This is a genomic window from Blautia sp. SC05B48, assembly GCF_005848555.1.
In the GTDB taxonomy this organism is placed as follows: domain Bacteria; phylum Bacillota; class Clostridia; order Lachnospirales; family Lachnospiraceae; genus Blautia_A.
Window position 1 is genome coordinate 1031036 of the sequence record NZ_CP040518.1, and the last position, 13473, is coordinate 1044508.

General features: G+C 46.2%; 10 protein-coding genes. 2 read left to right on the plus strand and 8 right to left on the minus strand.

The features are described 5' to 3' along the window. Positions 1 to 231 precede the first annotated feature (231 nt). Positions 232 to 1296: a LacI family DNA-binding transcriptional regulator gene (locus EYS05_RS04670; protein ID WP_138276707.1), complete on the plus strand. Its 1065-nt coding sequence runs from the start codon at positions 232 to 234 to the stop codon at positions 1294 to 1296. A gap of 3 nt (positions 1297 to 1299) precedes the next feature. Continuing rightward, entirely contained in the window at positions 1300 to 2316 is a 1017-nt protein-coding gene (locus EYS05_RS04675) for a LacI family DNA-binding transcriptional regulator (RefSeq protein ID WP_138276708.1), read from the plus strand. 184 nt (positions 2317 to 2500) lie between these two features. Here the strand turns inward: EYS05_RS04675 and EYS05_RS04680 are convergent, their stop codons facing one another. The 8 genes from EYS05_RS04680 to EYS05_RS04715 form a co-directional block, all read right to left on the minus strand. Continuing rightward, a complete protein-coding gene (locus EYS05_RS04680; protein WP_138276709.1) occupies positions 2501 to 4984 on the minus strand; it encodes a transglutaminase domain-containing protein in 2484 nt (827 codons plus the stop codon). Further along, positions 4984 to 5730, minus strand: coding sequence for a copper homeostasis protein CutC (locus EYS05_RS04685; RefSeq protein ID WP_021977199.1), 747 nt, complete (start codon positions 5728 to 5730; stop codon positions 4984 to 4986). Before EYS05_RS04685 ends, EYS05_RS04680 begins: the two co-directional genes overlap by 1 nt. A gap of 28 nt (positions 5731 to 5758) precedes the next feature. Beyond that, positions 5759 to 6520, minus strand: coding sequence for a DeoR/GlpR family DNA-binding transcription regulator (locus tag EYS05_RS04690; protein WP_138276710.1), 762 nt, complete (start codon positions 6518 to 6520; stop codon positions 5759 to 5761). 177 nt (positions 6521 to 6697) lie between these two features. Next, positions 6698 to 8011 carry a M28 family metallopeptidase gene (locus tag EYS05_RS04695; protein WP_138276711.1) on the minus strand — a complete coding sequence of 438 codons (1314 nt, stop codon included), beginning with the start codon at positions 8009 to 8011 and terminating at the stop codon, positions 6698 to 6700. A gap of 309 nt (positions 8012 to 8320) precedes the next feature. Beyond that, on the minus strand, positions 8321 to 9010 hold the full coding sequence (locus tag EYS05_RS04700) for a C40 family peptidase (RefSeq protein WP_138276712.1): 690 nt from the start codon (positions 9008 to 9010) through the stop codon (positions 8321 to 8323). 738 nt (positions 9011 to 9748) lie between these two features. Further along, complete coding sequence (locus tag EYS05_RS04705) at positions 9749 to 10606, minus strand: YitT family protein (RefSeq protein ID WP_118515853.1); 858 nt, start codon at positions 10604 to 10606, stop codon at positions 9749 to 9751. A gap of 178 nt (positions 10607 to 10784) precedes the next feature. Next, entirely contained in the window at positions 10785 to 11627 is an 843-nt protein-coding gene (locus EYS05_RS04710) for a Cof-type HAD-IIB family hydrolase (protein ID WP_138276713.1), read from the minus strand. 145 nt (positions 11628 to 11772) lie between these two features. Then, on the minus strand, positions 11773 to 13452 hold the full coding sequence (locus EYS05_RS04715) for a glycoside hydrolase family 13 protein (RefSeq protein WP_138276714.1): 1680 nt from the start codon (positions 13450 to 13452) through the stop codon (positions 11773 to 11775). Positions 13453 to 13473: the final 21 nt, after the last annotated feature.

The following is a 13473-nucleotide window of genomic DNA, read 5'->3' on the forward strand; positions in this document are numbered from 1 at the left end:
GTTAAAAATCATTTTTCCTATTTTTTACAATTATTCCATCTTGTTTTTGTGTATTTTTTCGTATCAGGTTTTGTTAAACGTTTCATTTTTATCAATTTTCTGTACAATATACTCGTTTTTTCTGATAGTTTATGTGTAAAAAATGCCTTATGTGTTGAGGCGTTTTCTTTTTCATGATATAATATGAGAATACTCTATTATCTGTAAATGTATCAGAACCGGAGGTTTTACATGAACGTTACGATCAATGATATCGCCCGTGCGACAGGCCTGTCCACCGCAACGATCTCAAAATATATAAACCACAAAAAAATACGGGAAGAAAATCGTATCATTATAGAAAAGGCAATTCAGGAGCTTGGATATACCCCAAACCGGAATGCCCAGCTTCTCCGTGCCAAAAACACACATACCATCGGTATCCTGATCTCAGATCTTGGTAATTATTTCTGGGGCGAGCTTGTCAATTCCATTATCAAGCATTTCACGGATCATGGTTATACAGTTATTGTCTGTTCTTTCTTTTTTGAACATCAGAAGGAGATCGATACGATACAGGATATTATCTCCCAGCACTTTGACGGAGTTATCATGCTCCCATCCTGCTGGCATGATGATCTGTACCAGCTTTTACAGAATGCCAGCATACCGGTTGTGATGCTCGATCAGATTCCTGCTTCCATGAGACATTTTCCTGTAGACTGTGTTATTTCTGATAATTACAAAGGCGGTGCACTGCTGGCAGAGCACCTTTTGGAAAAAGGCCACACAAAGGTCTGGATCATGGAACAGTATCTGGACGCCTACACGATCGAGCAGCGGATTCAGGGCTTTGTGGATGTATACCAGAAAAATGGCATTGACCTTCTGAAACAGCAGGATTCTTTTCCCCCTGTTTCTTTTGGTTCCACTGCAGAAACCATCACCCAGAGCAACCTGCATTTCCAGAAGCTTATTGATTCTTCCGATCCCCCTACTGCTGTTTTTTTTGACTGCTATCTCTCCGCAATGGGTGGTTTAAGCGCTGCCAGCCAGGCACGGATTTCCGTTCCTCAGGATATTTCCTTTGTGTGCTTTGATGATGATCCGCTTTTCAAGACCATGAGTGCGACTATGACCTGTGTCTCACAGGATCTGACAAACATAGGGAAACATGCTGTGGAATTACTTTTAAAAAGGATCCATGGAGACTATACGGATTTTCCAAAAATAGACATGCTGGATGTTGTATTCCACCCGCGACTCTCTGTAAAAGACCTGTCCGGGCACAACAGTGCAACATCCGGAAAGGATTGATTTATGAGTGCAACCATCAAGGACATTGCCAAAGAAACCGGCCTGGCACTGGCCACCATTTCAAAATATATCAACGGCGGAACTGTACGGCCGCAAAATAAAAAACAGATCGACGAAGCGATCCGGAAACTGAATTACGTTCCACGAAACACGGCCCGGGGACTTCGTTCCTCCAAGACTTACCGTATCGGTCTGATATCCGGTCCTCCCAATAATCCGCATAATGCTTTTCTTCTGAGCAAAATAGAAAACACCATGCGCGCTCACGGTTATTCTCTCACATTTATGAGCGGTGACAAATATAATGATCATGTCAATAAATTTATCCCCCATATGCTCCGCTCAGGGATCGACGGTCTTATCATTTCTTCTTTCTGTCTGAGCAAAGACATCTGTTCCGCCGTGGAACATACCAGGATCCCTGTTGTGGAGCTGGAAGAGCATAGTCATTTCCACCGTACAGACTGTGTACAGACCAGCTGTACCTCCGGGGCCTATGAGATCGTGGAGCATCTGATAAAAATGGGGCATCAGAAGATCGCCCTTGTCACCGGTCCTCCTGCATCCTATACCGCATGCGAACGAAAAAAAGGATATCTCCGGGCACTGGAAGATTACAATATTCCTGTTAACCCCGATTATATCATCGCTGAAAATTACGCAAACGACTTTGGATATCAGGCAATGCAGAAATTATGGAATCTTCCGGAACGTCCGACTGCCGTATTTTCTGCGAACTATACACTATGCCTCGGTATTTATGAAGCGATCTACAGCCTTGGCATCCGTATCCCGGAAGACCTGTCTGTTGTCTCCTTTGATGATTTTGAACTGTCCATGCTGCTTTCTCCTCAGCTGACCGCTGTCCGTCAGCCGCTGGCCGGTCTGGCAGAGCAGGCCTGTGATCTGCTGCTTCGCAGAATGAACGGAGACTACTGCGATTTTCCAAGGACGATCCGCCTGAAGCCGGAATGCATTTACCGGGATTCTGTGCGTAATCTCTATTCTGATGGTAAGTAATGCAAAACAACTTTTATTACGGCAATTTCGGGAAGCACAACAGGCATTCTCATTCCGATCTGCTTTCATATTCTGAGCATCTGAACCACTGCAATAATTTCACAGCTTTCACAGGGGCACAGACCGTCACCGACACAGTCGATGATACGGCCTGTGTTCCTTCTATATATATCCGATATATCTGTCACATCAGTCTCAACAGCATATCTCCGGTTCCCACATTGTATCCACTGGTTGCATAAATCCCATTCAGGCTTTTGTTTGTCACAATGATCAGCGGAAGCTTATCCGGATCTACATACATTCTTCTTCCCAGCGTATTGATGATCTCTGAAAAATCATCATATAAGATCTGAACATTTCCAAGCTTGCCCAGTGCTCTTGAAAGGGTAGGTGTCTCCAGCGCTTTTTTGCTTTTTACTACAAAAATGATCCTCTTCGCATATCTGGAAAAAGCTTCTTCCTGCTCCATCATCTCATTTAAGATATGCTCCGTCGGTTCTTTCTCCTCTTCCAGAAACGCCAGGATATGCTTCCCATCCGCCGTCAGCTCCGATGCCTTCACAGTGCTTCCATCCTCTTTTCTGAGAGTAAATTCCGGTATGGAAATATTCTCCAGCATGTCTTCCAGGTTTGCATTCCGAAATGCCAGCTCCACCCTCTTCATTTCTCCGATCTGAACCTCAAAATAATACTCCGCGGCAAATATATTTCCATTTGGCAGTCTGTTTGAGGTAAGGATCCTGTAATTTCCCGCTTCCAGTGGCAGCTTCATCATCTGATCTCTGAAATTTTCGGCTTCCAGCTTCAGTGTGCTGTATTTTCCGGCTTCCAGTTTTGCGATGCTCCAGTTCTGGAAATATTTCCACTGTGTATCCTCACTTGCCTTCAGAAGGATCGATGCGTTTTTCTCCGTTTCCGCAGATACCGGGATGAATTTTCCGTTTTTCATATACTCCATGGAACGGTCATGAGGGTTCAGGCGTGCCGGAATTCCCAGTGTTCTCGCCATTGCCACAAAAAGGATCTTCTTTGACAGAAGGCTTCCTGTTCCCGTTTTCAGACATCCGGACGGCGTGGTGATCACACTGCTGCGTTCTTTCTCCGGGCTGGAAATGATCTTATCCTCAATCCATTTCCAGATCTTTGCCGGCTCCTTTTGCAGCATATTTTTCTCTTCTTCCGACAGCTGCTCAAGGATCGCTTTTCTGTATTTCTGCAAAACTTCATCGTCAACTCTCGGGTTCAGTACATATGGTACAAAAATATCTGCATCCATGTTTTTTTCATACGGTAATGCAAATTTCAGATGCTCCTCCAGAACCTGGCTGATGCAGTCTGTTCTGTCTTTCTCTGTGAGGACTTCAAGGAGTTTTTTTCTCATTGAAGAATCTCCGGTTTCTTTTTCCAGGAATTTCCGGCACTCCGGATTGCTCAGGTTTCTTACCTTCTGTTCCCTGTAAGCGTTTGCCTCTGCCAGACGTCTGCTGCCTCTTTCCTTCTGCTCCGGTGTCGGCATATCTTTATTTACAGGCGCATCATGAGGTGCGATCATATCGTTCTCTGCCCACTCCTCATAAAAAATACCATTTTCCTTTCCCACGGGCATCAGACAGATCTCGCAGCAGTCCTCTGTTTTTGTATCCATGCTGTTTTCTGCATGCAGCCATTCTCCATCTGCATACATCCTTGCAGAAATATGGATACTTCCAAGCCCTGTTGTCAGGCGGACTTTTCCCAGACTGTCGGTTTTCAGTTCTGCGATCGGGGCATATTCTGAATAATTCAGCACCTCAAAAGAAACTTCTGCACCTTCTGCCGGTTTTCCATGTGAATCCTTTACGGACACAGTGATCTCTTTTGTCAGCGCATATCGTTTCAGCTCGTTGAGCATAGTCACCATACCATCTTTGCCGATCACTTCTCCCTCCGGGATCATGGTATCAAAAACTCTTGAATGGACCATCATGGCCCTTGAGGAAGCATTGGTAAACCATCCCTTATTCAGGATCTCCTCCGGCTCACAGGCTCCCAGAAAATACCAGTTTCCATCGCACCAGATTTCCACCCAGGCATGATTGTCATCACAATGAGACCACTTTGGTGCATATACCTGACGGGCAGGTACACCAACACTTCTCAGTGCATTAACGGTAAATACAGATTCCTCTCCGCATCTTCCGTTTCCTCTGCGGTATACGGCAAGTGCAGACAGGGTACGATCATCTGTACAATGATAGGTAGCCTCCTGTGCACACCAGTAGTTCACCTCCAGGGCAGCTTCTCTGAAGCTCATTCCCTCAGTTCTCTCTCCGATCTCCCTGCGGAAAAATGTACGGCAGGGTGCGATCTCCTCCTCATTTACTCTGTGAAACAGCACATAATTCAAAAAGATCTCTTCCGGCAGCTCTGCCACCCCGGAGTTTTCCTTCCATAAATGTACGCCATTCTCCGCATAATCCAGAAATACTTCAAACGCGTAATTTCCGATATCACTGTACGGCATGAACGCATATAAATATTTGCACGCCAGAGCCACTTCGTCTGTGCATTCTGCAAGCTTTTTATCAATATCCGCAAAAGCCTGCGGTAACCCCATCACCTGCTCCCGATATTTTTTTTCGATCCGATCACGGTTTCCTTTCAGAAAAATCTTCCCCTCAGCCATTATAATTCCTCCAGAACTTTCTTTGCAGCACGAACATTTTCAATATCTGTACGCCATATCTCATATTCACTGAATGTCGGAAGTCCCATATTGACACCTTCCTTGCGAAACTGCATCGCACTGTCCGTTACAACCTTGCCGCTCATATGATAAGCCTTGATCCCGGTAAGGGGATAAAGCTGGCGGATCACTTCCGCACCGACGCCACTCCCCGCCTGGATGGTAATACGCCCCCGGCTCCTGGTTTCCAGTTCCTTCAGAAGCTCCGCGCCCTGAAGGCAGGTATTCTTCTGTCCGGAGGTAAGGATAGTATCGATTCCCAGCGAGATCGCCTGTTCCATAGCCTCGATCGGATCTGCACACACATCAAAAGCCCTGTGCAGCGTAACAGACATATCTCCCGCAGCATCCATCAGTTCTTTCATCTGTTCCATATTCAAGGTGCCATCCGGTTTCAGGATACCTACCACAACACCCTCCGCTCCCATTTTGCGGAAATCCTTTACCGCATTCCTTATCATGGAAAATTCCGCATCTGTATAACAGAAATCTCCAAACCGCGGACGGATCAGCGCATGGATCCTGATATCTGAACGCTTCCTTATTTCCTCAAAAAGCCATGGGCCGGGAGTTGTCCCCCCGATGATCAGATTGCTGCAAAGCTCCAGTCTATCCGCACCACCCTCGGCTGCTGCCATGGCGGATTCCACAGAATCCACACAGGTTTCCAGAATGTAGTCTTTCATGTAAAAATCCCCCTTTGTTACCGTCTGCTCAGAGTAATTTCACTCCGGCATTCCTCAATGTATTCACAATGGTATCATCCGGAAATTCATCGGTAATGATCCCACTGATATCATCAAAATGTGTATATTTATAAGATTCGTTAAAATAAAACTTCTCTCTCTCCATAACCACATATTTATGTCTGCTGCTCTGCACTGCCGCCTTCTTGGTCAGCCCATCCTCCACTCCGGATGTGGTAACTGCAAGATCTGTCATATCCACGCCACAGCTTCCCAAAAATGCCCGGTCAAAGCTGTACTGCTTGATCACCTCAATAGCCGCAGCTCCCATAAATCCATTCACCGAACGGTACATAGTTCCCCCTGTGCCTATGGCCGTGATGGACGGATTCGCAGCAAGGATCTGCAGGATATCGATCATATTGCTGATAACCACAACATGCATGCCCGACGAAGCGATAAGCCTTGCCAGCTCTATATTTGTAGTGGAAACATCCAGAAAGATCGTTTCGTTATTTTTGATCAGCTTGAAGGCTTTCGCAGCAATCACTTTCTTCTTATCAAGATTGTACATACGCCTGTCTACTACGTTTCTCTCCAGAGGATACTCCTGTGACAGGATCGCTCCGCCGTAAGTCCTCTTTAATCTGCCTGCATTTTCAAGGATCTTGAGATCCTTGCGGATACAGTCCTCCGTAACCTGAAACATCTCACTTAATTCTTTGACTCTGACTTTTCCTTTTTCACGGAGACATTTCTCTATTGCATTCTGTCGTTCTTCTGTAAACATGATCCTATCTCCTCATTCCTGATTTTTCTGTGATAAAAGTTCCAGGAATCAATGCTCCGCAAAACAATATCCGGCGCATTGGTCCCTGGAAAGCCTGTGATTTCAGTATAACAGTTCGGCATCTTACTGTCAATTATTTAGTATTATTTTTTATTGTTTTAGCGTATTTTGATCAAATCATCTGCACATATATTCATCCAGCTCTCTGATAAATTTCTCCGGCATCTTTCTCTCAAACGGGAAAACCTCCGCATTCCCAAGCGCATCCGCAATGCATCCCAGAAGGATCGCACTTCTCTCCAGCGACCAGGCAGACAGCAGATCAATAGTATCATAACGGGTATGCATGCCAAAACCATCCCGGTTCAGAGTCATGGCCGGAATTCCCTTCCATGCAAAAGAATTGGAATCACTTCCCCAGATCTGATTCTTGACAGACGCTCCGATCCCTGCTCCGTCAGCAACCTCAAGAAGCTTATCACAAACTGAAGTCTCTCCCGTCACTCCCAGAACATTTCCTCCGATCAGCTGCCCGGCCAGATCTACATTCATATTAAAACGATGCGCTCCAAGCTCGCTCTCATGAACTCTGATGTAATCCCGGCTGCCCAGCAAGCCCTTCTCCTCAGCACCAAACCACACAAACTCCATAGTCCTGCGCGGTCTGTACTGCTGAAAATATCTGCAAAGCTCCATGATAATCGCCGCCCCGGACATATTATCATAGGCCCCCGGTCCCTCCGGCACCGAATCATAATGCGCAGTGATCGTTAAGATCTCATCTTTCTTATCCGTTCCCTCAATCCTTGACACTACATTTCGGGATGTACATGCTGTCACTTCCTGTTCTACAGTCAGGCACACCACAGCTGCACCCTCCGTCACCAGCTCCACTGCATCCTTATAATGAAGATTCGCCCCCGGAATCCTGCCACTATATTTTTCCTGCATCTTGTGAATATCCTCTGCAGACTCCGACAATCCTTCTGTCTCTTCTGCTGCATCCCCCGGAAAGATCGTCGGCAGGCTGCGCTGACAGGGAACCCTGTCCACTCCTTCATCCAGCGGAGAACCCTCCACACTGATAAAACCAACAGCTCCGGCGCTCACCAGTCTCTGATACACATCACCACTCACCCGGCCATTCACCATAACGATCTTGCCCTTCGCACGGGAAAGGCTGACAGCATCCCCGTTCTCTACATACAAAAAAGGGGCTTTCAGACCTTCTTCTCCAGTATTTCCACATCTTCCATACCCGGTCACCACATACTCCTTCTGATAAGGCTCCATAACCTTAAGCACTGCTCTGTTGATCCGAAAGCCCCAGAAATCAAACTCCTCCATCCAATTCTTCGCTCCGAAGCTGTCCAAAGTATCCCGGATCATCTTCGCCGCCTTCACTTCCCCCGCAGTACCCGCTTCTCTGACAAAATCAAACCCGGCCAGAAACTCCATCTGCCGCCTGCCGCTGAACTCTTTTGTATTCATACCCCACAACCTTTCTGAATTTTTCTGAGTAGTACAGCGAAAATTAAGTTTCTGCTATATTGACGCAAGATGATTTCTTCATCTGCAAGGCGGAGGAATGAGGCGTAGCGGTGGCTACGACGATTGACGACAACGCAGCAGATGAAAAATCAGACAAGTCAATATGGCGGTTACTTAATATTCGCTGTACCAGATTATACACTATTTTTCTGCAAAAAAACTGCCTGCAGCTATTTTTCAGCCTATCCGGCCAGAAAATCTCCTCAGACAGTTTATATTTCATATCAGTAAATCATTTATATCTATATCCTAAGCCACAAACGAACCAACCGCAGCCGGAGCCCGGTAATCATAGTCGGAAACCTTGATCCCTGTAGCCGCTGTACTGGCGTGAACGATCTTGCCATCACCAATATAAAGAGCCACATGATCAATGCCGCCATCACCATAAAAAACCAGATCACCAGCCCCAATATCCGCAACACTCTTCTTCTCAGAAGCCGCACACTGAGCCGCAGCAACACGAGGAAGCTCATACCCAAACTCCGCAAACACGGACATCACAAATCCGGAACAATCTGCCCCGTTAGTCAGACTCGTACCACCATAAACATAAGGATTCCCCACAAACTGCAGCGCAAAATCCACAATCCCCTGCCGCTTCTCCAGACGCGCCTCCTCAGCAGCCTTACGCTCCTCTTCCGCCTTACGCGCAGCCTCAGCAGCCGCTTCAGCCTCAAGCCTCTCCTGTGCGATCACCTCAGCCTCAGCCTTCGCCTCCTGATACCCCTGAACCTCAGAAACCGTCTTATCCGCCAGAGCGCTGGCAAAAGCAGAAATAGAATCCGCATCATCCGAGAAATCATCCTCAATAGAAAGCTCCTCCACATCCCCATCAGACACAACACTGACACCATCCACATCCGCAAAAATAACAGAAGGAACCACACCCACAAGAACAACACTCAGAACAACAGCAGCAACTTTCTTATAAAACATAAACAATAAAACTCCTCTCAGAAAACCACGCAGCAGCACCCACCCATTCAGGCAGACATTCGCAATCCACTTCGCCACGCTCCTCGCTCACTAATTTGTTACAATTTTATTAATTTTGTTACGCAAGTGTGTATCCTACCATAAAAACCCCCACCTGTCAAACCCTTTCACAAAACCTTCACACACCAATCAGCCATCCAGCGCAGCGACGATGGCTCATCCCTCACCTTCAGACCACAGGAAACTCAGCCTTTCCTCCCAGCCATCCAGCGCAGCGTTGATGGCTCATCCAACTCCCGGGAATCCACTCAATCCTCCAACCCTCATCAATCCCCACTTCCGCCAGTCGCCCCACACCCCCACCACTATCTCCCGCCCGGAACCGAACAGCCTGGGAGACGGGTGCCGGTTTGCTACGACTCTGCAGGAGGGGAGCTGATTCTTGGCTGGCGGAAATCTGCGTTGTTTTTAAAAAGTTCGCTGTCTGAGCGGCAGCAAGCCGCGAGTTCGGACTTTTTAAAAACGGTTTTAGCAGAATTCCGGCAACCTAGAAGCAGCCCCCGACGAAGCCCGGAGCAAACCGGCACCCGTCTCCCAGGCGTCCGTCATCCACCATCCACCACAAAGAAAGAGCGCTCCCGCAGCCCATCCAGCCCACAAAGAACGCTCTCCTCATTTCCATCAGCTTACAATCATACACGATCGCCTGCGATCAGCATACAATCCCATACGATTGCATCAAATATAACTCATAAACCCCTTCCCAATAACCTCACTACTCTTAGTAACCATCAAAAACGCCTGCGGATCCACCTCATCAATAAACCTCTGCAGCAGCACCGCCTGCCTCACATCAACAACCGTCAGAATAATCTTCTTATCCTTATGCGAATAAACACCCTCCCCATGATAAACCGTAGCACTCCGATCCAACCCATTCATAATAAACTCACAGATCTCATCCGGTTTACTGGAAATGATCGTAAAATACTTATTCAGCTTCATCCTCTCAATAGACTTATCGATCAGCAACGTCTTAGCTATAAGCCCCAGTACAGAACAAAGCCCCGTAGTAAGATCAAACACCATAAACGAAACAACAACGATCACACAATCCACCGCAAACAACGCACCCGAAATATTCATCGTAGAATACTTCTTAATGATCATCGCCACAATATCCGTGCCACCACCCGAAGCATTCTCAAAAAACAGCAGCGCCGCAGCCAACGCCGGCAAAATGATCGCAAAGCAAAGCTCTAGCATAATATTCCCCGTCAGCGCTCTGTCCATAGGAAAAACCTTCTCAAACACATTCAGAAGCAAAGAAGAAACAACCGTAACATAAGCCGTCTTCACTCCAAAATCCCGGCCAAGAACAATAAACCCGATCATCAGCAAAATCAGATTGATCACCAGGTTGATCTGCGCAGACGTCATCGGAATAAAATGCGAAAACACAACTGCCATACCCGAAACACCACCAAAGGAAAAATTATTCGGAAACTTAAACACATAAATCCCCACATCCATCAGAACAACGGCAAATGTGATAATGATATACTCCATCACACGCTTTGGTATCAGATTTTTCATTAAAAATTATCCTCCTGATCTCCTCAAATAATTTTCACCGGTAACTACCGGTCAAAACCGGCAATCCCCGTATCCTCTTCGTTTATCATACCTTATATCACCAAAAATGGAAATAAAAAAAGACAGAGAAAAATACATTTCCCTGTCCCTTATATCAACGATCACGATCAACCACAGCTTACAACCCGAAAAACCTCTCCAGAAATTCCGCCACACCATCATGATCATTATCTCCGGTCACCTCATTAGCAGCATCCTTTACATACTGTTTGGAATTGCCCATAGCAACACCGATACCTGCTCCCTCCAGCATTTCCAGATCATTCTCATTATCTCCGAAAGCGATCACATGCATCCGGTCAATACCAAGCTTTGTGCGAAGCATGGCAAGACCCACACCCTTGTCCACGCCTGCTGCATTAAACTCCGCATTGCCGCTGATGGAAGTAGTCACTGCCACATCATCCAGATCCTTCCATTTTTCACGAAGTGCCCTGCTGGTCTCCATATCATCAAAATAAATATTGATCTTCTCTGCCTGATCCAGAATATCTTTCTGATGATAAAAATCCTTAACATATTCATGTCTGCTGAGAAAATAATCTACAAAAGTTTTTTCCAGCAGATCTTTATCCGCTACAGATGCCACATAATCTCTGGCGTCCGCATCAGAATAGGCGATTCCGTTTGCATAAGCCTCTGCAATCCAGCCTTTTGTACCGCTGTTTTCCACCTCTTTCAGGATTTTTCTTACCATTCCTTTTGGCATGGTTTTTCGCCAGATCATCTCATTTTTATCGTAATCCCAGACAACACAGCCGTTTTCCACGATTCCCCATTTCACACCCCGGAGCACAGAAAACTCCTGGGGAATCAGCTCTCTGGTCCTTCCGGTTGCCGGCACCACATAATGTCCGTCATCGATCAGACGCTGCAGAACATTTTTGTTCCTCTCGGAAATCTTATTTTCACTGTTCAGAAGAGTTCCATCCATATCCACTGCAATGATATATTTTTCCATAATTTCCTCCTGTTTGTCTTTTCCCCACAGGCAAAAAGCGCATCTGCACTGCACCCGGATATCCTTTGACAGTACAGATACGCACAAATACTCATACCTGCTCTCTGTATTCTTCCACTTTACTACATATACAACAGCTCAGGAATTACCGGATTCTCATCATAAACGCCTCGTACGGTCTTAAGTCCGCTTTGATTCCTGTTCTGTCCTTATAGTTTGCAATCTTAATATCCTCTTTATCAGACACATATTTCACAAGACCTTCTGTACTTACCGTGTCCTCAGAAAGGTTTGCCACCACGATCCACTGCTCTTTGTCGGAAGTTCTTAAATATGCAAAGATCTTCTCGTCTTCCGGAAGAAGGAGCTGATAGTCACCTTCTGTAAGAAGCTCTTCCTCATGACGAAGACAGATCAGATCCTTATAATAATAAAACACGGAATCATTTTTTTCCAGAGCTTTTTTTACATTGATCTCCTGGTAACGATCAGAAAGGCGGAACCATGGCTTACCGGTCGTAAATCCTGCATTTTCGCTGTCATCCCACTGCATCGGAACCCTGGCATTGTCACGACTCTTGTTCCATACTGCCTTGCGGAAATCATCCTCAGAAATGGTTTTGTTCTTAACGACAAGATCCTGATATGCATTACGAACCTCTATATCCTCGTACTCCTCCAGCGGGAACTGCACGTTTGTCATACCGATCTCCTCTCCCTGATATACATAAGGAGTTCCCTGCATACCATGGAGAACGGTAGCATAAGCCTTTGCACATTCCTCGCGGTAAGTAGTGTCATTTCCCCATCTGGAGATCACACGTGGCTGGTCATGATTTTCAAAATACAGAGCATTCCAGCCCTTGTTATAAAGCTTGTTCTGCCACTCACTCATAACACGTTTCAAATCACGGAGATCAAAAGGCTTCAATTCCCACTTGCGGTTTACAGAGCCCGGAATACGGTCGATGTTCATATGCTCAAATGTGAAGATCATATTCAGTTCCTCACGCTCCGGATCTGTAAACAGTCTTGCAACCTCCGGTGTGGAGCCCGGCGCCTCACCTACCGTCATACAGTCATATTTTGAAAGCACCTCCCGGTTCATCTCATGGATAAACTCATGAAGTCTTGGTCCGTTGCTGTGATATTTTCCTGTATAATACTTGCGGCCATCCGTTTTCGGGTAATCCGGGAAGGACTGATCCTTGGAGATAGATGCGATCACATCCATGCGCCATCCGTCAGCACCTTTGTCCATCCAGAATTTCATCAGATCATAGATTTCCTTACGGACGGTTTCATTTTCCCAATTGAGATCCGGCTGTTTTCTGCTGTAAAAATGAAGGTAATACTGGCCGCGCTCTTCATCATATTCCCAGGCACTTCCACAGAAGCTGGAACCCCAGTTGTTCGGCTCACTGCCGTCTGCTTTCGGATCCTTCCAGATATAATAATCACTGTATTTGCTGTCTTTTGACTTCCGGCTTTCCACAAACCATGCATGCTCATCGGAAGTATGGTTGACAACAAGATCCAGAACGATCTTGATACCATGCTCATGAGCTTTTTGGATCAGCTCATCCATGTCCTCGTTACTTCCGAAACCTGCGTAGATCTTCCGGTAATCACTGATATCGTAACCGTTGTCGTCCTGTGGGGAGTCAAAAACAGGACTAAGCCAGATCACATCGATCCCAAGGTTCTGAAGGTAGGGGAGCTTTTCAATAATACCCCTGAGATCGCCGAAGCCATCTCCGTTGGAGTCCTTAAAGCTTCTTGGATAAATCTGATATACAACGGAATTCTTCCACCAATCTTTCATTTCTTATGTCTCCTTTATTTT

Coding starts and splice junctions, on each gene's coding strand:
- EYS05_RS04695 (WP_138276711.1), bottom strand. CDS start 8,011: ATGAATACAAAAGAGTTCAGCGGCAGGCGGCAGATGGAGTTTCTGGCC.
- EYS05_RS04690 (WP_138276710.1), bottom strand. CDS start 6,520: ATGTTTACAGAAGAACGACAGAATGCAATAGAGAAATGTCTCCGTGAA.
- EYS05_RS04710 (WP_138276713.1), bottom strand. CDS start 11,627: ATGGAAAAATATATCATTGCAGTGGATATGGATGGAACTCTTCTGAAC.
- EYS05_RS04675 (WP_138276708.1), top strand. CDS start 1,300: ATGAGTGCAACCATCAAGGACATTGCCAAAGAAACCGGCCTGGCACTG.
- EYS05_RS04685 (WP_021977199.1), bottom strand. CDS start 5,730: ATGAAAGACTACATTCTGGAAACCTGTGTGGATTCTGTGGAATCCGCC.
- EYS05_RS04670 (WP_138276707.1), top strand. CDS start 232: ATGAACGTTACGATCAATGATATCGCCCGTGCGACAGGCCTGTCCACC.
- EYS05_RS04700 (WP_138276712.1), bottom strand. CDS start 9,010: ATGTTTTATAAGAAAGTTGCTGCTGTTGTTCTGAGTGTTGTTCTTGTG.
- EYS05_RS04705 (WP_118515853.1), bottom strand. CDS start 10,606: ATGAAAAATCTGATACCAAAGCGTGTGATGGAGTATATCATTATCACA.
- EYS05_RS04715 (WP_138276714.1), bottom strand. CDS start 13,452: ATGAAAGATTGGTGGAAGAATTCCGTTGTATATCAGATTTATCCAAGA.
- EYS05_RS04680 (WP_138276709.1), bottom strand. CDS start 4,984: ATGGCTGAGGGGAAGATTTTTCTGAAAGGAAACCGTGATCGGATCGAA.